This is a genomic window from Singulisphaera acidiphila DSM 18658, from assembly GCF_000242455.2.
In the GTDB taxonomy this organism is placed as follows: domain Bacteria; phylum Planctomycetota; class Planctomycetia; order Isosphaerales; family Isosphaeraceae; genus Singulisphaera; species Singulisphaera acidiphila.
This window is the reverse complement of record NC_019892.1, coordinates 7518780-7540179: the sequence shown is the minus strand read 5'-3', so window position 1 is coordinate 7540179 and position 21400 is coordinate 7518780. Positions and strand designations below refer to the sequence as shown.

Here is a 21400-nt window from a genome sequence, read left to right as displayed (position 1 = left end):
GCCGCCACTGTCCAGGCTGCCTGACGGCGATCCACAACCATTGCTCTCTGCTGGAAATTTACGTGTGCTTGAAATTTGAAAATAAAGATTTGCTGTTTTGATTCTTTCGGTTCCACTGAAACTTGTCGTCCGGCCGGACGTAATTTCGTTGAGCCTTTGCCAACCCCGCGTTGAACGCATCAGCCAGTCATCGACCCCGACCACTCGGCGGGTCCGAGGGTCGGGGTCGTTACAGGATCAACCGAGCTTGACGGTGACGGTCTTCATTTCACTGTAGTGCTCGAGCGCGGCTTCGCCGTTCTCGCGGCCTTGCCCGGACATCTTGAAACCGCCGAACGGGGTCGTGGTATCGACAACGTGATAGCAGTTGACCCAGACGGTTCCAGCCTTGACCCGTTTGGCGAACAGGTGGGCCTTGTCGATGTCCTTGGTCCAGATCGCAGCGGCCAGGCCGTACGAAGTGTTATTCGATCGTTCGACCACCTCGTCGACTCCCGTGAAGGGGAGGACGCTGACGACGGGCCCGAAGATTTCGTCACGCGCAATCGCCATGTCATCTTTGACGTTGTCAAAGATGGTTGGCTCGACGAAGAATCCACGGTCGCCGACGCGTCCGCCGCCGGAGAGGAGCTTGGCCCCTTGCTTCTGGCCAAGGTCGACGTAGTGGAGGATCTTGTCGAGTTGCTCTTGTGAGACTTGCGGACCTTGCTCGGTGGCCGGGTTGAGGGGATCGCCAATCGTTCGCGTCTTGGCTTTCTCGGCCAGGCGCTGGACGAACTCCTTGTGGATCTTCTGTTCGACGAAGAGCCGGCTCCCCGCGGTGCAGCACTGGCCGCCGTGGAAGTAGATGGCGTGGAAGGCGCCGGCGACGGCGTCCTCGATGTTGGCGTCGGCGAAGATCACGTTGGGGCTCTTGCCGCCGAGCTCGAACGTGGTTCGCTTGAGCGTCTCGGCCGCCTGGCGCTGGATGATCTTGGCGGTATCGACGTGGCCGGTGAAGGCGATCTTGTCGACGTCCGGATGCGCCACCAGGGCCGCGCCGGCCGTTTCACCGAATCCGTTGATGATGTTGAGTACGCCCGCGGGGAATCCGGCCTCGATCGCCAGGTCGGCGATCCGGAGCGCGGTCAAGGGGGTCTGCTCGGCGGGCTTCATCACCACGGTGTTGCCGCAGGCGAGGGCGGGGCCCCACTTCCAGGCGAGCATCAACAGTGGGAAATTCCAGGGGATGATCTGGCCGACGACGCCGACGGGCTGTCTCAGCGTGTAGGAGAGAAAGCTACCGCGCACCGGCAGCGTCTTACCTTCGATCTTGTCGGCCCAGCCGGCATAGTAGCGGAGGGTGTTGACGACCCCTTCAATATCCCCCAGGGAGTCGGTGATCGTCTTGCCGGAGTTGAGCGACTCGAGTGCGGCGAGCTCGGCGCCATTGCGCTCGACGAGGTCGCTCAACTCGTACATCAAGCGGCCTCGTTCGGCCGCGTCCATGGTGGCCCAGGGGCCCGACTCGAGTGCGCGACGGGCGGCCTTGACCGCCTTATCCACGTCGGCTGCTGTCCCCGCGCCCACCCGAGCGATGACTTCGCCGGTGGCGGGATTATAGGTCTCGAAGTCTCCCCCCTCGATGGGATCCACCCACTGATTGTCGATCAGGAGCTTTGTGTGACGAATGGCCGGAGTGGCCCGTGGGGCCGTCGCGGTTTGGGCCATGAGGAAACCTCGTAAAGGGGTGCGTCGTTCTCGGACTGAATTAGGCAATGGTCCGGAAGCGGTGGCAGCGTGTCAACCCCTTGCGGATTCCAACCTGAGTCTCGAAATGAGCGCCGATGAGGGGTATCATCCGGGCCTTGGTTGAGGAGGTTTGATGCGGGAAGCTTGTCTGTTGCGGACCAGGGAGAACCGATCAATGACATCAAAGCGTTTGACTCGATGCGTCGCCGCGATGGCGTTCAGCCTGGTCCTGATGAGCACGATCGTGATTGCGGCGGAAGAGCCGCGTTCAGGCGATCACCGGCTCAATGTCGTCTTGATCACGGCCGACGACTTGCGGAATGCGCTGGGCTGTTACGGGCACCCGCTCGTCCGCTCGCCTCAGATCGATCGACTGGCCACCCGAGGCGTAAGGTTCGATCGGGCCTACTGTCAGTACCCGCTCTGCAACCCGAGCCGGACTTCATTCTTGACCGGCCTCCGGCCCGACACGACCGGGGTGACGGACAACGCCGCCAAGTTCCGGACGAATCGACCGGCCACGGTGACGCTCCCCCAACTCTTTCGGAAGAACGGGTATCACGTCGCACGTGTGGGCAAGCTCTTCCACTACGGAGTGCCCGGGCAGATCGGCACCAACGGCCTGGATGATCCGGAGTCGTGGGACGAGGTCGTCAACCCTCGGGGCCGTGACAAAGATGATGAGGACAAGATTGTCTCCATCAAGCCGGGAACCGGCTTCGGCGCCACCTTGAGCTGGCTGGCCGCCGATGGGGAGGACGCGGAACAGACGGACGGTAAAGGGGCGGAGGCTGCGGTCCGCCTGCTCGAGCAGAATCGCGACCGTCCCTTCTTCCTCGCGATGGGCTTCTTTCGGCCGCACACCCCTTACGTGGCTCCCAAACCTTGGTTCAAGCTCTATCCGCTCGAGACGATTTCCCTTGTGAGCGGGAGTGGGGCGCGCCGTGACGGGGTTCCCGCGCCTGCATTGACGGTGACTCCGCCGAACTACGGCATCAGTACGCTCCTCCAGCAACAAGCGATTCAGGCCTACCACGCGTCGACCTCCTTCATGGACGCGCAGGTTGGCAAAGTCGTCGATGCGGTCGACCGGCTTGGGCTCAGCCGCCGTACCATCATCGTCTTCATGAGCGATCATGGTTACCAGCTTGGTGAGCACGGCCTCTGGCAGAAAATGACGCTCTTCGAGGAATCAGCACGGGTCCCGCTGATCATCGCGGCGCCTGGGATGAAAGGGAATCAGCGAGCGACCTCGAAGGTGGTCGAGCTCATCGACGTCTATCCGACTTTGGCCGACCTCTGCGGTCTGACCCCTCCCGCCGATCTCGACGGCCGAAGCTTGCGCCCTTTGCTCGAGGATCCCGAGCGGCCCTGGAACCACGGTGCCGTCACTCAGGTGAGTCGTAAAGGACAGTCGGATCCGTTCAAGGGTTATTCCGTCCGCTCCGAGCGATATCGCTACACCGAGTGGGACGGTGGCAAGCGGGGCGTCCAGTTGTACGACCACGAAACGGACCCGCGCGAAGGCACGAACCTCGCGACTGACCCGCACCACGCCGAAACCGTTGCCGAGATGAAACGCCTCCTCCAAGAAGGCACGCGGCCTGCGTCCCGTGGCGAGGGGCTGAAACCGGCCCCTTGATCGAACGGGACGCGCCGCGGCCATCGGGCTGCACGTTGATATCCTCAGCGGTCCTGGGCGAGCAGTTCCTCAATCTTACTCTCAACCTCGAGGGATTGCGGATGGCCTCGCCAGAGGATCCGGCCGTCGCGACCGATCAGGAAGGCTGTTGGCACCCTGGAGATTGAGTAGGCCGCATAGGCGGACGAAGCCTGCTCGGGGTGGTCCTGGGGGCTCCAGAAGTTTCGGATGTTTGTCAGACCGTTCTGTTGTACGTGCCGACGGAGTACTTCACGGTCGTTGTCGGTCCCGATCGCGATGAGCGCCACGTCGTTTCCCCAGTCCTTGCCGTGGCGCTTGCCGAGCGCGTCGAGTTTTTGTCTCGGTTCACGACAGGGTCCGCACCAGGTTGCCCAGAACTCGAGGAACACGACCCGGCCGCGGAAGTCGGAGATCCGGACCGGCTTACTTGTCTCAAGGTCCTGGACCTCGCTGTCGGCCGCTAGGTCCCCGCTCTGCAAGGGTATCCGGAACGGGAACTCCTGCCGCTCCGGCTTGTCCTTGAGGTTGAAATGCCCCAAGGGTTCGCCCGCGACATCGACCGTGTACTGGCCGCCGAACGGGTTCGAGCCGCTGGGCGCGAGGTTTTCGAGCACGATTTTGCCCTCGCTCCCAAGCATCCCCTTGGCGACGGGCAGGTAGCCGTAGTTTGGGAGGATGTAGGACACTCGATACTCTTCGTCCTTGAGCGTTCGATCCCCGGCCGGGTTGACGATGACGGTTGCCGAGAGTTTGCCACGCCATGCATCAGGATTGAACGGAGGAGGGTCGAGCGTGAGGGTTGCGTGCTCGCCTGGTTTCAGATCGAGCTTGCGCTGATCACGGAACTCCCCGACCTGGGCCTCGAGATTCAGACGTGTGTTCATCCCCTCACTCGGCGTGGTCTGGATGTAGAAGTTGTAGGCACCGGGGGCCAGGCGCGGGATTGTGGATCGCCATTCGGGATCCTTGAGCGTACCGGTCTCCAGGATCGGCCCGGAGTCGGTTTGCTCCGGGATGATTTGGGATAGGTGGTAGCGTCCGCTCGCAAATGGAGTTTTCTCGCCCGCCCCACGGGAGGCCTTCAATGAGGCGTCGAGCGTAGCGGGTTGGGGAAGGACGACGTCCCAGACACCGCCTGTGAGGTCTGAGGCTGGCACGGGGCCTTTTTCGAAGTAGCGGAGCACGTCGGGATGGCTAAAACCGAAGTAGAGGGGCTCGGTCTGGTCAGTCGGGATGTGGAACGCGAAGTCACCATCATCTTCGCGGTGGACTTTGAGAAAATTTGTCCGCTCGACGGTATCGGCTCGTGTCTCAGGATCCCCTAGCGCGAAGGAGAACCATGCGTCCTTGCGGTGCCTCAAGAGGTAGACCTGGGGCAACGGCATGAGGGTGGGCGGGATCGGTTTCCCCACCCAGTCACGAACGCGCAGGCGAACTTTGGTTCCCCGTTTGAGGGGGACATCGAGCTTGCGGAGTTCGTTGACCGGGCCGAACTCGCGGATCGTTGAGGCGAAGCCCGGGGCGGAGACGATCAAATCGCCATGGTTCCAGGTTTTCAGTTCGGAGTCGGTCAGCACCGCGAGGCCGTCGACGCCGAACGCCTCCGGTGAGGTGTTGGGAGGACCGTAGAGTTGGATCTCAAAGTCCTTGATCGGTAGGCCGGCCTCGTCGCGGGCGCGCACCTCCAACCGTGGCTGCTTCGGGTCGTGAGACTGGGACCGGTCGTTCGTTGTAGAATCGCGTTCCTTGGCGATGATCTCGACCGGGGGGACCTCGCCCGTCTCGGGGACGACGACTGTTACTGATCCGCTGAAGTCGTAGGACCGGTGAGCATCACATTAGTTGGTAGGACGGACGTTCAGTTGCTGGAATAGTCGCGATTCCAGAAGGCGTCCCACTGGCCTTTTTCGCTGCGGTAGAGGGCGCGGAGGTGGCAGAGGGCGTGAGCGCCGTCTTCGCCCCAACGCATTCCGGCCAGTTTCAGACGCTGCCCCACCACCGTCTTGCACGCGCTCTCGATCGCCCCGCTCCCGATACACCAGCCACGCGCCAGGTATTCGGGATAGTCCATCCGGTGCGCCTGGCGTTCAAGGTAACCGATTAACTCGGTCGCGGCTTCGCCCAGGCCAGGCCGGCGCGGCCAGTCCCATTCCCGCAGGACAGATCCCAACACCGCGCCCCCTTCCTCTTTGAGCAACTGTCGCCATCGCCGGGCTTGGTCTTCGGCTTGGTCCTCGTCCTGAGGGTGCAGCAGACGCGCCAAGCCGGTGAGCTTCTCCGCAGGGTGAAAAAAGTCAAGAATGATCACTTCCACACGCGGAAAGTTTTCACGGAGTCGATCCTCCAGGCCCGCACCGCCGTCGGAGAGGCCGATCCAGCGATCGGCCCGGTCCATACCGACGTCTCCGGCGGGCGTGCGGAGCAAGGGACCGAACTCCTCCAAGGGATACAGGCCCGCGAGGTAACGCGCCTGCATCGGCTGCGGTTTCTCGTCGGGCCAAGGCCACTCCGGGGTGGGGTTACAGACCATCCCCACGTAGGCCATGCGGCCTTCGGCGGGTCCCCCTCCCTCCCCTTGACGCCGCACCCCAGTGGCGTCGAGTTCGACGTACGCACAACGTTGGCCTTCGTAATCCTTGTGCCAGGGCCAGTCGGCCGGGGGACCCAAGTGCGAGCCGGCCTGGACCGCCTCAGCCAGACGTTGACCGGCCTCTTCGGTGGTCCGTTCGACAGTCGATTCCGAGACCCGGACACCCCCCATCTCTTCGAGCAGTTCCGCCCCCTTCTCGAAGCTGTCGGCAACCGCCCCGGCCAAGCTCGCGACGCGTTCCAAAGCCGGCGTCAAGTCGCGGGTCGTCAGCCCCGCTTCGCGATCGAAGGGGAACAGCCCCTTGCCACAGCATCGACAGAGGTAGTAAGCCCGGCGGTAGCGGACGGCTCCCACAAGGGTGAAGGAGGTGTGCAGGCGGTGCGAATGAAACTCCGCCGTCCGGCTACAGTGGGGACAGGTTACGCTGGCTCCGTCGTATCCGTTTTTTTTCGCGTCAGGTGCTGCTCGATCGCCTTGGCGGCGATCTTGTGAGCCAGGGCCCGGATCTTGAATTCGTTGGCGCCGAAGAGGTGGGCGTCGTCGGTGATGGCAAGATTGGCCGCGAGTTCGCTGATTTCGGCATCGCCGGCCTCGCGGATGGCTTGCTCGAGCCCCGCGATTTCAGCCTGTTTCTCGGGAGGCACGGGTGCGGTCGGCATGGATGGACTCCGTTTCCGAGGTCGGGTTTTCCTCAGGTACCGCCGGTTTCCCTCTTGTGTACAAAGATTCCACCAACTGTCAAGACGCTCACCGTCGTAGGACTGTCCATCCTGATTGGGGGTTGTAGCGCGCATGGCGGAGAGTTCAAACTCGTAGCGATTGGGCGGAAGCAGGGGCGTTGCAAAGCGGCCATCCGGGCCGATAGAGAGCACATCGAAGTGAGTGACAAGACTTGACTTTTTGCCGCCTGGTGAGAATTGTTCTTCCGGCCCAAAGAAGCCAATGCTCACCATTGCGTAGCGGAGCTTGACGTTCTCGAGTCCGCGAACGCGGCCCTCAATGCGGCGGCCAATCTTGCGGTCGAAGGTGACATCCACCCGTTTCCCCGGCTCGATCGGCAGCAACCGCCGTTCGCATTGGGTCATCAAGTTACTCCCTCTCCCCTGCGGCGTGAAGTTGATCCGTTCAATAGCGTATTGGGCGGGTGGCAGTGACCCGACGATCCGCTGGCCAGGGTTTGGCACTTGAATTTCTCTGTAGAATACCGAATCCGATTCCCAGTCGACCCGGTTGAGGAGCCGTCCGGTCATCCAGAATTCCTGCTTCGCAGGCTTCTCGGGGATCTCAGCATGGAGCGTCAGCGCGACTGGCTTGGGCAGTGTGATCAGTAGGTTGTTCGCGTCCGCGAACTCCTTGCGCGTGACCTCCCAGAGCAGCATCTGTGCGGAGACGACCGCGATCCGGTTTGCCGGAGACCCCGACCGTCGCAGGGAGAACCGTCCCTGGCCATCGGTCTTGACGGAAGGGGCTGCGTTGGCCGGCTGTGTGGCGATGCTGGAGCGGACCTGCCCTTCCTTGGCACCGGCGTTTGCGTAGACCGTGAGCTGTTCGCTTCCGAGAAGGAGGATGTCTGCGCCGGCCACCGCGGCGCCGTCGTGGTCCACGACCCGTCCCTTTACCTCAACGCCGGCTGGCCATGATTCAGGTGGCGTGGGCTTCGCCGGGCCGTCAGCGTCAGCATTGGCCCGGGCCAGAAGTGGAGCCTGTACCGCCCTGTGATCGCCGCCGGGCGATTTCGTTCGGGCCGCTTCGGCCAGCCCGAGTGCGGCGAATGCGACCAGAAGCAACACCGTCGCGATTTTGAGCCTGGCCATTGTCATCATCCTCAGACACCCGTCGGCAAGAGCCGCAACCGCTGCCGGGGCCAACCCGGCCGACCGTTCCGCCACGAGCGATAACAGGGTTCGGATCGAAGGTTCCGAAAGCGGCGCTGCGGAGGCACCTTCCGCGGTGAGGATCGCACCGAGCGTTGCTGCCGATGGGACCAGCCCGCGTCGGATCAGGCGGGTTCTCAAGAGATCCCGGGCGCGGGCCAGCCGGCCGCGGACGGTTCCCACCGGCCAGTTCAAGGCCGTCGCGGCCCCTTCGTGGGTGAGACCCTCGAGGTAGCAGAGGACGATCGGCGCCCGGTACTTCTGCGGCAGTTTGTCGATTTCTTCGTGGAGCGTTGAGGCGTGACCGTCGTACTCGCCATGACAGGTTGCCTCCCCTGCTTCGGCGGCCCGGCGCTCGTGCGTCTGCCGGCGGATCGCGGCAACCTTTGCCTTGGTCGCGACCCGGAGGGCCACTCCGTGAAGCCAGGGACCGAGCGAGTCTCGGATCCAGAGCGAGCCCGCCTTGCGGACGAGCACCAGGAAAGTGGCCTGGAAGGCGTCGTGGACATCATGCGAGTCGCCCAGCACTCCCTGGCAGACGCGGAGCACCATCGGCCCGTGGCGTTCAGCCAGAGTTGCGAAAGCGGCCTCCGCCGCTTCCCGTTGTCCTGTCGAGAATATTTCCAGCAGATGCTCGTCCGTCAGGCCGCCCGCGGCTCCCAGCCCGAAGAGTGCACGCATCTGCCGAAAGGCCACCGCTGGTTGTAATCTCGTCATACCGCCATTCCCAAACAGCCCCCCTCATCACCGACTACGCCCAGGTAATGCCCGGTCGTCGCGCTCCCAATACATTTTTCTTTGCGAAAGCGTTGAAAGTCGAGGAAGAACTGCGGAACTGGCTCGGAGGCCGTGAGGAAAGAGGCAAGGCCATGATCCGAGAGAAGGACAAGCGTTATCGGTTTTCTCTCAATCTGTCAGGATGTCAATTTGATCGAGAAGTGTGAATTTTATGTTTCAGGGGAGGCAAACCACCGTTGGGATTCCCCTGATCGCGTGCTCTGTTCGAGATGGTGGGCATGGCCCATCCTGGATCTGGCTCTTAATCAACCCAGACGGATGATGGGTTGTGCCCTCCCATGGAAGCGAGGATTCCTCAGGTCCGACAGCGTGACGCCTTAGAAGAGGCCGGCGATCGGTTCGCCATAGTAGATGTAATGGGGTCGGCTCTGAGCGTCAGTCCAGTGGGTTGATTGGGGGATGCCCAGCGATCGATAGATGGTCGCAGCCAATGCTTCGGGCGTCTGCGGATTGGAGGTGGGATAACCTGCGTTCTTGTCGGTGGAGCCGACGACCCGTCCGCCTTGTGTTCCGCCGCCAGCGAAGAAGACGGTCTGCACGTGCCCCCAGTGGTCGCGTCCCGAGGACTTGTAAAAGTTAGGGAGAGTCGAGATTCGAGGCGTGCGACCGAACTCTCCCGCCATCACGATCAGTGTTGAGTCGAGCAGGCCGGAGGAGTGCAGGTCGTCGAGGAGAGCGGACAAGGCTCGGTCGGTCGGTGGGAAGAGGTTGTTGCGGAGGTGTGGGAAGGCGTTGCCGTGGGTGTCCCACGTCTCGTTGTTGCCGAGGTTGACCTGAACCAGGTTGACCCCTGCTTCCACTAATCGCCGCGCCATCAAGAGGGACCAGCCGAACGAGTTTCGACCGTAGCGTTCGAGCATCTTCGGATCGGCGCTCATGACGTCGAAGGCCTGTTTGACGCGGGGGTCGGTCAGCATCGAGATGGCGTCCTGGCGATGCCGATCGAGCTGGACGGTCTGCGCGTTCTCGTCGAGCTCGCGACGCTGAGCGTCGAGATGATCGAGGAGCTCGAGGCGATGGGAGAACCGAGTCGCACCGAAGCCTTCGGGCAGGCTCAGGTTGGGCGCCTGGAAGCGTTTCACCGTGGGCGTCCGTTTCCGTTCCTGATGATCGAACTCGTACTCGGGATAAGCTCCATACGCATTCGGATCGAAGGGAGACGCTTCGATCAACATCGGATCGCGCGACGGCCCCATGACCCCTGCGAGCTGCCCTGGGATGACTCGGCCCGAGTTGTGCACGAGCTTTTCGGGGAGGATTACCGCGGGCGGAAGGTTGTTCCTCGGCTTCGTCAGGGCACCTGCGATGGCGGCGATCGAGGGCCAATCGGTCGGATTCGGCTTCGTGGGATCGAACCCCGGAGGAAGCTGGGTCCGACCTGTGAGCATGATCAGGTGGCCGGCCGAATGATCGTTCGAGGAGTGGGTCAGTGACCGCAGCAATGACCAGTGCTGGCTCCGGCTCGCCAGCATCGGCAGATGCTCGCAGATCTCGATCCCAGGTGTACGGGTGGCAATCGGTTTGAACTCGCCGCGAATCTCTTCGGGCGCTTCGGGCTTGAGGTCGAAGCTATCTTGCTGCCCCAGACCCCCCGAGAGGAAGATGTAGATCACTGCGCGGGCGCGTGGGGCTGCCTGAGCCACTTCGCCTGTCGCGGCGAGACTTTGCAAGGCGGTCAGGTGGTTTGTCCCGAGTCCCAGGAGCCCGACCGCGCCCGCCTGGATGGCAACCCGCCTCGAGAGTTTTGGGTGAAGGAACGGTGTCGGACAGCCCTTTTGATTCAACCGTGGCATGGCTTGTCTCCGATCCTCGGGTCGTCCAGGATTTCACGTCCCCGTTAATAACTTGTTTAAGCTTAGCCGGGCCTCCGGGCGAAGTCCAATCCTCCTCCTCATGCCCGAATCGACCTCCGGCACGTTTTCCAGCGTGCTGAGGGAGCGACCGAGAGCCTTTCCGAAAATCCGTCGGGAACCTGAAAATAAATCGGTCGGCCTGCGCATCGTTATCTTGCGACAGGGGAGGGTCGTTGATGAATGATGCGAACGACCACCCGTCGGTCCCGCATGCCGAGAGTTCGAAGCCTGGTGGAATCGTCGATGCAACGCGGTTTGTGGCCCTCTACGAGAGCCACGGACCCGAGCTCCGCCGGTTCATTCTGGGGGTGACTCGCGATCCGGAACTGACGAATGATGTGATTCAAGCCACCTATACCAAGGCCGTCGAGTTCGGGCATACCGCCCGGGCCGAGACCTTCAAAGGCTGGCTCTTTCGGGTGGCCTTTCATGAGGCCCTGACTGCACGGCGGAGACGGGACGCTCGTGACCAGGGAGTTCGCCGATTGGCCGATCTCGGTGGTCACGCCGTGGAACTACCCGACGAGCAGGTGATTCGGGACGAGACGATTGAGGCGGTACGGCAGGCGCTGGGGGATTTACCCCCGGAGCAGCGGCGAGTCGTCTGGGCAAGGATGTACGAAGACAAGACGTTTGCAGAGATCGCCCAAGAATATCGGTTGCCTCTGGGGACCGTTTTGACCCGGATGCGGCTCGCGCTGGAAAAACTGAGGCGTTCCTTACGCCCGGGAGATTGATCGATGCCGTCTGACCTCCTCCTACTCGCGGTTCGCTATATCGCGAACGAGTTGCCCGACGACGAGAGGGCGGCCTTTGAGAGCCTGCTGGCGGACGACCAGTCGGCTCGTGAGGCCGTGGCGGAAGCCGTCGAGTTGACCTTCGCCATCTCGCGTCTGCCCGCGTCGAGCTTCGAACTGATTCCCATGCGTCGGAAATGGCGCGGATTCAGCCCGATGCGACTTGGCTTGGCGGCGGCTTGCCTCGCCTTGGCCGTCGGATTGGCGAGTCAATACGGCCAGGTCGCGGGCCCGAAGCCGGTGGCTGGTCCTTCCATCGCCAGCCCGAACCCACCCGACGCGGTCGCCATCGCCTGGTCGGGCTTGAGAGAGGCCGGCGAAATCGACCTGGTTTCTCATGGCGAACTGCTGGCCTGGCTCGATGAGCCGATGACTTCGGCCTCGCCTGATCTGCAACCCCCCGGCGCCTCGGCCGTGGAAGACGAGTTGTTACCTCACTGGCTCCTGGAAGCGGCATCGCTCCGCGAGACTTCGGGGCCCTCCGGGGCCGGTATGAGGGAGAACTGAGCGATGCGTTGCTATCTGATCCCGCTCCTCGCTGCTCTCGGGCTGAATCTTGCTTTCACGATGGCTGACGAACCGAAAACGCCTCGCGCTGAGGAAACGGTTAAATCCAACCGTGTGGAAAAAAATAAAAGTACCTTGCCGCCGGCCGAGCGTGAAAAGATCGCGCTTGCCTTCGTCAAGGAACATCATCGTGAGCTTGCCACCCTGCTCGAACAGCTCAAGGCGATGAGGCCCGAAGAATATAGCCGAGCGATCGCGGAGCTGTTTCAGGTGAGTCAATCGCTCGAGGTGCTCAAGAAGAACAATCCCCCTCAGTACGAAGTCGGCCTGGAATTCTGGAAGGCCAAGTCAAAGGCGGAACTGCTTGCGGCCAAGCTGATCAGTTCGCCGTCGCCCGAGCTGGAGAGCCAGTTGCGGCTCGCGCTTGAGAACCAGCTCGACCTCGAGATTCGCAAGCAAGAGCTCCTGGAAGAGCAGCTCAAGGCTCGCCTGAGTCAGATTGAGAAGACGGTTAAACGCCTGAAAGATAATCGAGATCGACAGATCGACAATCGGTTGCTGGAGCTTCAAAAGAAGGTTCGCCGCGCACGGCGTCAAGACGGTGGCACATCCGCCCCGGCCAAGCCTGAGCGTGCCAAGAAGGAGAGCAAGGCATGAACGATCGTTACGCCAGGCTCAGCGCCGCTCTGGTGCTGGTCGCCTTGACGACGCCGTGGTCGTACGGCGAGTTGATCCGCCCGGTCAAGGATCGGTTCGCCACTCCCGAGGTCGAGGAGGTCCCTGATTTTCAGCGGCACATCCTGCCCCTGATGGGTCGCCTCGGGTGCAACGCACGCGCCTGTCATGGGTCGTTCCAGGGGCAGGGAGGGTTCCGGCTCTCCCTCTTCGGCTATGACTTCAAAATGGACCACGAGGCCCTGCTCAAAGAGGGCTCCGCACGGGTGAACCGAGACGATCCCGAGGCCAGCAAGATCATCCAGAAGCCGACGCTTGAAATCCCCCACAAGGGGGGTAAGCGGATGGACGAGGAGAGCTGGCAGTATCGCATGCTTGTGCGTTGGATCGATCAAGGGGCCAAGGGGGTAACGAACCCCGCCCATTTCGAGCGGCTCGACGTGACGCCGACCGAGATCGTCTTCAGTCGCGAAGGGGAGCAGGTTCCCCTCAAAGTCGTAGCGCACTGGTCCGACGGTAGCCAGGAGGATGTAACCTGCATCAGCCGGTTCCGGACGAATGACGAATCGATCGCCGAGGTTGACCAGGACGGCCTGATCACGAGCATGGGGAAGGGGGACACGCACATTGTCGCCTTCTACGACAATGGGTTGGCGGTGACCCAGATCCTCTCGCCCATCTCGGACCAGGTGGGGCCGAAGTATCCGCAAGTGCCCACGTCGACGAAGGTCGACGAGCTGGTTGTGAACAAGCTTCGCAAGTTGGGTGTGGTCCCCGCCGAGGTCTGCTCGGACTCCGAATTCCTCCGCCGGGTCAGCATCGACATGACGGGCACGCTGCCGACCCCCGCCGAGGTCAACGCGTTCCTGGCCGACGCCTGGCCCAAGAAGCGTGAGCAGAAGGTGGACGAGCTGCTTTCGCGGCCCACCTACGCCGCCTGGTGGACGAACAAGCTCTGCGACATTACCGGGAACGCCCCGCGTGCGCTCCAGATGCAGGTGAATACCGACGAGCCTTCTCGGTTCTGGTACGAATGGATCTACCGCCGGGTTGAGCAGAACATGCCTTACGACCAACTGATCGCCGGCATCGTCATGGCGTCCAGCCGCAAGCTGGGCCAGAGCTATGAAGACTTCATCAAAGAGGAAAGCTCCTACTTCCGCGAGGAGAATCCGCCTGCCTACAGTGAGCGGGACACCATGCCCTACTTCTGGGCTCGGCGCAACATGCGACAGCCCGAAGAGAAGGCGCTTGGCTTCAGCTACACGTTCCTCGGCGTCCGTCTCGAGTGCGCCCAGTGCCACAAGCACCCGTTCGATCAGTGGACCCAGGATGACTTCAAGCAGTTCACCGAGTTTTTCCGCCCGATCCGCTATGCGGTGGGGCCTGGGCAGGAGTCGCGTGAGGTCGTCAAGAAGCTCACCGAAGAACTCGGTCTTGCGAAGACGACCAATGGCGGTGAGCGTCGGAAAATTCTCGAGAAGGAGATGAGGAAAGGGAATCCGATCCCTTGGCAGGAAGTCTTCGTCAACAACGGCAATCGTGGCGCGGGCCGACGCGGTCAGCCGAACGCCCCGAAGAACGGCGGGGGCCGGGTTGCCACTCCGAAGTTGCTCGGTGGTGAGGAGGTCTCTCTGGCCAGTGTCGACGATCCTCGCGAACCGCTCATGAATTGGATGCGGAATCAGGACAATCCTTACTTCGCTCGCGCCTTCGTCAACCGGGTTTGGGCCAACTATTTCGGCAAGGGAATCGTCAACCCGCCTGATGACATGAACATGGCCAACCCGGCCAGCAACGAGGCACTGCTGGATTATCTGGCAAAGGGTTTCCTCAGCCACAACTTCGATATGAAGTGGCTCCATCGCGAGGTCGTCCTGAGCGATACCTACCAGCGAAGCTGGAAGACCAACGAGACGAACCGGCTCGACGAGCGGAACTTCAGCCGAGCCATGGTTCGCCGACTGCCCGCCGAGGTGCTCATCGACGCCGTGGCCCAGTCCACGGCTTCGGCGACCGACCTGGTCAAGCTCGCCTCCACGGGCATCGACCGTGCGATCGGACCCAAGGGAGCCGGGGGCTATCGGCCAGGGAACAACCTGTATGCCGGCAAGGTGTTTGGTCGCTCGACTCGTGACACCAATTGTGATTGCAACCGGTCGGATGAACCCAACCTCCTCCAGTCGATCTACCTTCAGAATGATCAGGAAGTGCTTGCCTCGATTGTTCGGCCGAAAGGTTGGCTTGGAGAGACGCTCCGCACCGTCCGTAAGGACGATGACGTCCAGGCGACGCCCATCGACCCTGAAGCCATGATTCGCGAGGCCTATCTTCGGACGCTCGGGCGGAACCCGGCAGAGAACGAGGTCGCCGTCGCTCTCGACCACCTCAAGCAGTCGAAGGGCAAAGAGCAGGGGCTGCGCGACCTGCTCTGGGCCTTGCTCAACACCAAGGAATTCATCACGAACCATTGATTGGTTGGGCGGTTCGGGCCTTGGCTCTGTCCCCTTTGCCCGGGACAGGGCTTTGCGAATCCTCTTCAAGATTCAGACGATCATTCACGTTCTCGCAAAGGGAGACGTTACAAACATGGCGACGAACCAGTACTGCGATGGGGTCCGGCGACGTGACTTCCTGAAGCTGGGCGTCCTCGGTGTTTCGGGGATGAGCCTCGCGAATTATTTCCGATTGGCGGAAGCTGGAGAGATCCGCGCCAGCAAGGCGACCTCGGCGATCTTCATCAACCTTGCGGGCGGTCCGTCGCACATGGACACGTTCGACTTGAAGCCGAATGCGCCCAAGGAGTTTCGGGGGGAATTCAACCCGATCGAAACCAACGTGCCGGGCATTGAGATTAGCGAGCACTTGCCCAAGCTGGCGCGGTGCGCGGACAAGTTCGCGCTGCTCCGCGGTGTCAGCCACAGCCTTGCCGCCCACGACCTGGGCAGCCAGTATATGAACACGGGGAATCGCCCGATCCCCTCGCTCCAGTTTCCCGGATTCGGCTCGGTCGTGAGCAAAGAACTGGGGGGGCCGCCTGACCTGCCCCCGTTCGTTGCGATCCCGAACACGCCGCAAGTCCCCGGCTATCTCGGCGTCGAGTTCTCCCCGTTCAATACCACGAACGCCCCGCGTGCCGGCCAGCCCTTTGCCGTCCGAGGCATCTCGCTGGGCCGTGGACTTACGGTCGAAGATATCGAGACACGTCGGAATCTTTTAAAGAACCTCGACACCACGTTTCGCGGCTTCGAAACCGAGAGCGACCTGGTCAACGGCCTCGATAAGTTCTCCCAGCGCGCCTATGACATCATCAGCTCCCCCCGGTCGCGCAGGGCGTTTGATATCAGCCAGGAGTCGCCCAGCATCGGCTCACTCTTTAACGAAAAGCCGTTTGCCCAGAGTTGTCTCCTGGCGAGCCGACTGGTGGAGAGCGGCGTGCGGTTCGTCAGCGTTTCCAGCGGCGGCTGGGACACTCACGTGCAGAACTTCGACAACCTCAAGACGAGGCTTCTCCCCGATCTCGACAGCGCGATCTCCGGTCTCTTCACCGCCTTGGAGTACAAGGGACTGCTCGAGAGCACGATCGTCTGCGTGACCGGGGAGTTTGGCCGTACGCCCAAGATCAACGTCAACGCCGGCCGCGATCACTACCCGCGGGCCATGTTCGTCCTGTTGGGGGGGGGCGGCATCAAGGGGGGCCAAGTCGTCGGTGCCAGTGATGAAAAAGCAATGGGACCGGCCTCCGGCGATGGGATTACCCCTGACCAGGTGGCTGCCTCGTTCTATCACAGCCTCGGTATCGACGTTCAGAAGGAATACAAGACCAACACCGGCCGGCCCATCGCGATCGCCCGCTATGGAGCTCCGATCAAGGAACTCTTCGCCTGAGCAAAGCGCTCTTGCCTTTGGGATACCAAAGACCCTGCTTCAGGGGAGTCGAGGAGCGAAGTCGCTCGTCGGCTCCCTTGAGCTTGAGGTGATCCCACTCTGTTGAGCGGGATCGATCGATTGCGTCGAAGGATTATCGAGCGTCGATCAAGTTCCGGAGCGTCTTGATGTGCCGGGGGACGGCCTTCATCGGGTCTTCCGCGGCCTCGTACTCCAGGACGACATAGCCGGAATAGCGGGCGGTGCGGAGGATGTCGATCACCTTGGCGAGATCGGCCTCTTCCTTCTTCTGTCCCTTACGGCTGATCTCTGTCTTGACTTGGACGTTGACCGCGTAAGGGGCCAACTCCGCCAGGTCAGCATAGGGGTCTTCGCCGTGGAAGTTGCCTGTGTCGAGGTTCACGCCGAAGTTGGGGGCGTCAACGGCCTTGACCAGTTTGAGCAGTTGCCCAGGTGTGGCGGTGATTCCACCGTGGTTCTCGAGCGCCAGGCTGACGCCCCGCTCAGCCGCGTAAGGCAACGAGGCCTTGATGCCGTCGATGGCGCGTTCGACGGCTTTGGCTTCGTCATCCCCTTTGGCCACGGTCCCGGCGAAGATCCGAATCACGGGAGCGTCCAGCTCCGCGGCTCGGTCCACCCAGGTCCGCACGAGCTCCATTTGCTTGTCGCGCGCAGGGCCGTCGGGTACGCAGAAGTTGTTGCCGACCGAGGTCCCCGAGATGTCCAGACCGAGTACGAAGGCGTGTTGCTTGATCCGGTGCAGGTATTCAGTCGTTACGTCGGCCGGGAAGTAATATGAGGTCAACTCCACGCCGTCGAGCCCCTGATCGGCGGCGAGGTTGACGAAGTCGAACAGGTCCATCTTGGGCTCATTGCCCTGAAGGAGCTGGCGATAGGAATAGGCCGCAAGACTCAGCTTCAAATGGCTCGGCCGAGTTCGGCCGATCGCCGGAATTGCCCACGCGGTTCGGGCCGCAAGCAGGGAACCGCTTACGGTCAAGGCCGTATTTCGGAGGAAGTCTCGTCGAGTCGTCGGCTGCATCGGAAGCCTCAATCGGTGGGAAAGAAAAAAAAACGCCACGATCGGGATGCTGGTCCCGATCATAGCGCAGTGTCTTTTCGTTCGCCACTTGGCGGCGGCTGGAAAAGCCGCCGGTTCGCTTTCGAAGTCGCTCTGAGGCTCAGTCCTCCAACTCGGAAAGGGCCTCGTTCACCTCGCGATCGAGCTGCCGGTAATTTCCGGCGTCGCCGAGGGGAGGGGCTCCCTTGAACGGCCACTCGACCCGAGGGCCTTCATCGATCGTGAAATCGTCCTCAGCGCGAGCTCGTCGGGTTTCCGGGTCGGTCTGTGAGCGCGAGCGAAGATAGAGCTTGATCGGGATATCGTGGAATGGCAGTTTCTCGCGGAAGTAATTGAGCAGATAGCGCTGATAGGTCGCATCGAAGAGCGAAGTACTGTTCACGAACAGGACGATCGTGGGGGGACCCGAGCTGACCTGAGTCGCGTAGTAGATTCGCGCTTGCCGGTTGTCGCGACCCGCCGGGGGATGGGCATCGACGGCCTCGCGAAGCACACGGTTCAAGGTTCCCGTGCCGATACGCTTCTGGGCCTGCTTGTGCATCGATTGCGACAGGTTCAGAAGTGCCTTGACGTTCTTACCTGTCTTCGCGGTGATAAACGCCAAGGGCATGTACGACATCGATCGGAACGCGTGCTGGACGATGTGGGCGTACTTGGACATCGATCCTTGAACGCCTTGCTCGTCTCCTCCCGCAGTCATCAGGTCCCACTTGTTCACCGCGAAGATACAGGGCTTGTATTGCTTGGCGATGTAGTCGGCCATCTGCTTGTCGAGGCGCGAGATGCCCTGGGTGGGATCGAGGAAGAGGAGGACGACGTCGGCCCGTCGAATCGAACGCTCGGCGCGGTGGACCGAATAGAAGTCGAGGTTTTCGCGAATCTTGGCCTTCCGCTTCACCCCCGCAGTATCGATCGCCGTGAACGGGAGTCCATCAAGCTCGAAGTGGACGTCGACCGAGTCTCGGGTCGTCCCCGCACGCTCGGAGACGATCATGCGCTCGGCGCGAGCCAACATATTGATGAAGGTCGATTTCCCGGTATTCGGCCGGCCGACCGCGGCGAGCTTCATCACGGAGTCGGCCGGCTTCATGTCATCGCCGGCCGGGAGCATTTTCTCGATGAGCTTGAGCAGCTCTTTCTTATTCCGGTTTTGCTGAGTCGAGATCGCGATGGGCTTCCCTCGACCGAGCTTATAAAACTCGGCGCCCCGCTGGTCGAACTCGGGGGTATCCGCCTTATTCATCACGAGGATGACAGGCGTGCTGATGTACCGGAGCCGCCGTGCGACTTCTTCATCGAGCGGCATCAACTCGTCGCGGATGTCGACGACGAAGAGCAGGAGATCCGCCTCGGTGACGGCCGTCTCGATCTGCCGATCGACGTCCTCGGACAGGTCGTCACGGTCGACCATGCCCACGCCACCCGTATCCATCAACTCAAAGAAGCGGGGATTGGTTTCATCCCCTACCTGCGCCAGGGCTCCGACCCGGTCGCGTGTGACTCCCGACATGTCGTCCACAATGGCGATTCGACGGCCTGCAAGCCAATTGAACAGCGAAGATTTACCGACATTCGGCCGTCCAACGATGACGACTTTAGGAATAGGCATGAGAACGTCCATGACCTTTCGCCAGCGGCTGGGCTGGGCCCGCGCGATACATGGGAGCGCGGTTGGAATGGAGAGAAACGAGAACTCTGGGCTTGGCCTTGCCTCGGCATCGAGCGATCACAACATTGCCATGCACCAACGCCGTCAATTATAAGGGGTGTGAGTAGATTCCGGCAAACAGGCGTTTGCGCATTTTCTGGCGTTTTCTGTTCGCTTGTGGCCCATTCTGAACCAAATCACCAGGAGAATCGAGAGAAATCGTTGGCTTAATCAGGGTTTACCATCGACTCGAACCGAGTGCGATCCTCCTCCTGTTCGGACGCGAACGGTTTCGTACGGCGATTCAAGAGACGATTCGGAGCCGGCCTTCCTTCTCCGACGGAGTTCGATCATGATAGATCGGATGAACGATGAGGACGGCTTTCGCGTGCTCGACGGGGTGGCGCTGGTGATGGGCGCCGCGGTTGCCTCGGTCCACCTCCGAGAGATCATTCGCGACAATCTGACCGGGTTTGGCTGGACTCTCGTCTGGTGTACATTCACCTGGGTCTCGCTCACGGCGACCGGCCCTTTTCTTTTCGTGGTCCGCCGGTTTGCCCGCCAGAAGCCGGGATATCCTCGGGTGGGCGATGGCCTCTGGGCGTTGCTCGGGTCTCCCTGGCTGGTGAGCGCCCTGCTGCGATCGACGATCGGAGACGGGACGTCCGCGTATGATGCCTCGTTTGCGACGGGATTAATCGTGGGTCTGGCCATCGTCTCGCTGATCGCGCTTTGGGTGATCTGGACGACCTGGGTTACAGTGTCTCCCGAACAGGCGGCGCGGACCGCGTCGATGCCCTGGACGAACCGGGTCGGCCTGATGCTCGCCGTCGCGTGGCCGGTACAGTGTGGGATCGGGCTGGTTGTGATCAGTTGATTCGCGAGGCGGGTTCGGCTTTGCCCTGGAGACCGTCGATGAACCTCCAGAGCGTTCCCAGGCAGGGGCTCCACCTTCTGGACCTCACGGCCATGGTGGTTGGTTATAGTTTGGCGTCGGTTCTCGTGCGAGCATTCTGGCCCGCCGTGGAAGAGCCTTCGTTTCCTGTGTTATGCGTTCTGGGGATCGCCTTCCTCTGGCTTGGGATGGCCATGAGCGGCCCGATTGTGATGCTGGGACATCGTCGACCGGGTCGAGAATCGGCAGAGTCCGACGCTCCTGAGTCCCGCACTTGGGCTGAACTGGCCTGGCTGATCATTGGGTTCTATTGGATCGGCTTGACGATCCTGGTGGTCCCCGTCCGTTTGCATCAGACCAGGGTGCTTGACTCGGCCGTGCTCGGGGTTTTCCCTGTTCTGGCGGCCGTGGGCTTGAGGGTTTTCCGACCTTCACGTCTCAGTCCCCCCGGGGGATGCCGATACTGGACCCATGAGGCGGCGATCGGTCTCCTTGTGACTTGGCCATTCGCTTGGGTGGCACTCATTATTCTGGGAAAGAGCTTGCCTTGAGTATCTCGACGACGAAGGGGACGGTCTATTTCATCGGCGCAGGGCCGGGCGACCCCGACCTGATCACCGTCCGTGGCCGTGCCCTGATCGAGCGGTGCCCGGTCTGCCTGTTCGCGGGCTCGCTGGTGCCGAGAGTGATCGTCTCCTGCGCGCCGGCGGGGGCGGTTGTTCGGAACTCGGCGAGCATGCACCTCGACGCGATCGTGGCGTTGATGACCGAGGCCAGCGCCGAGGGGAAGGATGTCGCGCGCGTGCATTCGGGAGACCCGAGCCTTTACGGGGCGATCGCCGAACAGATGCGGCGCCTCGACGAGTGCGAGGTTCCCTACGAAGTCGTCCCGGGCGTCAGCTCGTACCAGGCCGCCGCCGCCGCACTCAAGATTGAGCTGACCCCGGCCGGGAAAAACCAGTCGGTGATCCTCACCAGGGCGGCCGGTCGGACGGGCGTTCCCGAGGTTGACGACCTGGCCGCACTGGGGAGCCATGGGACCGGGATGGCCTTGTTCCTTTCGGCCGATCAAATGGTCGAAGTCGTCACCGCGCTCCAGCCGCGCTACGGGCCGGAGGCTCCCGTCGTGGTTGCCTACCGCGTCGGTTGGCCCGACCAGCAATTCCTGCGCTGTTCGCTCGCCGAAGTCGCCGCGCAGATGGCAAACGCGGGGATCACTCGCACGGCATTGATCTTCATCGGCCCGATGGTCGATGGCGCGCCCGCCCTGGAGAGCCATTTGTACAATAAGAGTTATAGCCACCTCTTTCGCAAGGGGGCGTCTGCCGATGAATCCGCTCTCGAGCCAGAGGCGGATACGATGGTTGAATTCGACTCACCCTGAGCCCTTATAATGATGC

15 protein-coding genes and 1 pseudogene are annotated in these 21400 nt (G+C 61.9%); 9 read left to right on the top strand and 7 right to left on the bottom strand.

The features are described from left to right. Window positions 1–237 precede the first annotated feature (237 nt). Window positions 238–1710: an aldehyde dehydrogenase family protein gene (locus SINAC_RS29400; RefSeq protein WP_015249197.1), complete on the bottom strand. Its 1473-nt coding sequence runs from the start codon at window positions 1708–1710 to the stop codon at window positions 238–240. Between the two features lie 196 nt (window positions 1711–1906). On the opposite strand from SINAC_RS29400, the gene SINAC_RS29395 reads away from it, so the two are divergent. Continuing rightward, the gene (locus tag SINAC_RS29395; protein WP_020466951.1) at window positions 1907–3373 is read left to right on the top strand and encodes a sulfatase; all 1467 of its coding nucleotides are present in this window, start codon (window positions 1907–1909) and stop codon (window positions 3371–3373) included. A gap of 44 nt (window positions 3374–3417) precedes the next feature. Here the strand turns inward: SINAC_RS29395 and SINAC_RS29390 are convergent, their stop codons facing one another. The 4 genes and pseudogenes from SINAC_RS29390 to SINAC_RS29370 form a co-directional block, all read right to left on the bottom strand. Continuing rightward, window positions 3418–5076, bottom strand: a complete 1659-nt coding sequence (locus SINAC_RS29390; protein WP_244884957.1) for a TlpA family protein disulfide reductase — start codon at window positions 5074–5076, stop codon at window positions 3418–3420. A gap of 176 nt (window positions 5077–5252) precedes the next feature. After that, window positions 5253–6643, bottom strand: a protein-coding gene (locus SINAC_RS29385) for an ISKra4-like element ISSiac4 family transposase (RefSeq protein ID WP_086018153.1) whose coding sequence is annotated in 2 segments (ribosomal slippage) — window positions 5253–6436 and window positions 6436–6643 — 1392 coding nt in all. Because the reading frame shifts where the segments join, the coding sequence is not laid out codon by codon here. Window positions 6644–7996: 1353 nt separating this feature from the next. Further along, window positions 7997–8539, bottom strand: a pseudogene (locus SINAC_RS41410) (RNA polymerase sigma factor); the annotation flags it as partial. 434 nt (window positions 8540–8973) lie between these two features. Next, the gene (locus SINAC_RS29370; RefSeq protein ID WP_015249193.1) at window positions 8974–10449 is read right to left on the bottom strand and encodes a DUF1501 domain-containing protein; all 1476 of its coding nucleotides are present in this window, start codon (window positions 10447–10449) and stop codon (window positions 8974–8976) included. 236 nt (window positions 10450–10685) lie between these two features. Between SINAC_RS29370 and SINAC_RS29365 the strand changes: the two genes are divergently transcribed. From SINAC_RS29365 to SINAC_RS29345, 5 genes are all read left to right on the top strand, one after another. Beyond that, complete coding sequence (locus SINAC_RS29365) at window positions 10686–11246, top strand: RNA polymerase sigma factor (protein WP_015249192.1); 561 nt, start codon at window positions 10686–10688, stop codon at window positions 11244–11246. 3 nt (window positions 11247–11249) lie between these two features. Beyond that, the gene (locus SINAC_RS29360; RefSeq protein ID WP_015249191.1) at window positions 11250–11813 is read left to right on the top strand and encodes a hypothetical protein; all 564 of its coding nucleotides are present in this window, start codon (window positions 11250–11252) and stop codon (window positions 11811–11813) included. A 3-nt stretch (window positions 11814–11816) separates the two neighbouring features. Then, window positions 11817–12470 (top strand): hypothetical protein, encoded by a 654-nt coding sequence (locus SINAC_RS29355; RefSeq protein WP_015249190.1) that lies wholly within the window; start codon window positions 11817–11819, stop codon window positions 12468–12470. After that, window positions 12467–14962: a DUF1549 and DUF1553 domain-containing protein gene (locus SINAC_RS29350; protein WP_015249189.1), complete on the top strand. Its 2496-nt coding sequence runs from the start codon at window positions 12467–12469 to the stop codon at window positions 14960–14962. Before SINAC_RS29355 ends, SINAC_RS29350 begins: the two co-directional genes overlap by 4 nt. 115 nt (window positions 14963–15077) lie before the next feature. Continuing rightward, window positions 15078–16376: a DUF1501 domain-containing protein gene (locus tag SINAC_RS29345; RefSeq protein ID WP_015249188.1), complete on the top strand. Its 1299-nt coding sequence runs from the start codon at window positions 15078–15080 to the stop codon at window positions 16374–16376. Between the two features lie 133 nt (window positions 16377–16509). Here SINAC_RS29345 and SINAC_RS29340 read toward each other — a convergent pair whose 3' ends face one another. Both SINAC_RS29340 and der read right to left on the bottom strand, forming a co-directional pair. Next, window positions 16510–17418, bottom strand: coding sequence for a sugar phosphate isomerase/epimerase family protein (locus tag SINAC_RS29340; RefSeq protein ID WP_015249187.1), 909 nt, complete (start codon window positions 17416–17418; stop codon window positions 16510–16512). A gap of 139 nt (window positions 17419–17557) precedes the next feature. Beyond that, the gene (gene der / locus SINAC_RS29335) at window positions 17558–19066 is read right to left on the bottom strand and encodes a ribosome biogenesis GTPase Der (protein WP_015249186.1); all 1509 of its coding nucleotides are present in this window, start codon (window positions 19064–19066) and stop codon (window positions 17558–17560) included. 391 nt (window positions 19067–19457) lie between these two features. Here der and SINAC_RS29330 point away from each other — a divergent pair, with 391 nt between their 5' ends. Genes SINAC_RS29330 through cobM form a run of 3 tightly spaced genes read left to right on the top strand, consistent with a single transcriptional unit; the run spans window position 19458 to window position 21384 of the window. Further along, the gene (locus SINAC_RS29330) at window positions 19458–19982 is read left to right on the top strand and encodes a hypothetical protein (RefSeq protein ID WP_015249185.1); all 525 of its coding nucleotides are present in this window, start codon (window positions 19458–19460) and stop codon (window positions 19980–19982) included. A gap of 38 nt (window positions 19983–20020) precedes the next feature. Beyond that, entirely contained in the window at window positions 20021–20551 is a 531-nt protein-coding gene (locus SINAC_RS29325; protein ID WP_015249184.1) for a hypothetical protein, read from the top strand. After that, window positions 20548–21384, top strand: a complete 837-nt coding sequence (cobM, locus tag SINAC_RS29320) for a precorrin-4 C(11)-methyltransferase (RefSeq protein ID WP_015249183.1) — start codon at window positions 20548–20550, stop codon at window positions 21382–21384. Before SINAC_RS29325 ends, cobM begins: the two co-directional genes overlap by 4 nt. Window positions 21385–21400: the final 16 nt, after the last annotated feature.

What these genes read in the sequence shown, in the direction of transcription:
- SINAC_RS29400 (WP_015249197.1), bottom strand. Translation starts at nt 1,710, where the DNA reads ATGGCCCAAACCGCGACGGCCCCACGGGCCACTCCGGCCATTCGTCAC.
- SINAC_RS29395 (WP_020466951.1), top strand. Translation starts at nt 1,907, where the DNA reads ATGACATCAAAGCGTTTGACTCGATGCGTCGCCGCGATGGCGTTCAGC.
- SINAC_RS29370 (WP_015249193.1), bottom strand. Translation starts at nt 10,449, where the DNA reads ATGCCACGGTTGAATCAAAAGGGCTGTCCGACACCGTTCCTTCACCCA.
- SINAC_RS29365 (WP_015249192.1), top strand. Translation starts at nt 10,686, where the DNA reads ATGAATGATGCGAACGACCACCCGTCGGTCCCGCATGCCGAGAGTTCG.
- SINAC_RS29360 (WP_015249191.1), top strand. Translation starts at nt 11,250, where the DNA reads ATGCCGTCTGACCTCCTCCTACTCGCGGTTCGCTATATCGCGAACGAG.
- SINAC_RS29355 (WP_015249190.1), top strand. Translation starts at nt 11,817, where the DNA reads ATGCGTTGCTATCTGATCCCGCTCCTCGCTGCTCTCGGGCTGAATCTT.
- SINAC_RS29350 (WP_015249189.1), top strand. Translation starts at nt 12,467, where the DNA reads ATGAACGATCGTTACGCCAGGCTCAGCGCCGCTCTGGTGCTGGTCGCC.
- SINAC_RS29345 (WP_015249188.1), top strand. Translation starts at nt 15,078, where the DNA reads ATGGCGACGAACCAGTACTGCGATGGGGTCCGGCGACGTGACTTCCTG.
- SINAC_RS29340 (WP_015249187.1), bottom strand. Translation starts at nt 17,418, where the DNA reads ATGCAGCCGACGACTCGACGAGACTTCCTCCGAAATACGGCCTTGACC.
- der (WP_015249186.1), bottom strand. Translation starts at nt 19,066, where the DNA reads ATGCCTATTCCTAAAGTCGTCATCGTTGGACGGCCGAATGTCGGTAAA.
- SINAC_RS29330 (WP_015249185.1), top strand. Translation starts at nt 19,458, where the DNA reads ATGATAGATCGGATGAACGATGAGGACGGCTTTCGCGTGCTCGACGGG.
- SINAC_RS29325 (WP_015249184.1), top strand. Translation starts at nt 20,021, where the DNA reads ATGAACCTCCAGAGCGTTCCCAGGCAGGGGCTCCACCTTCTGGACCTC.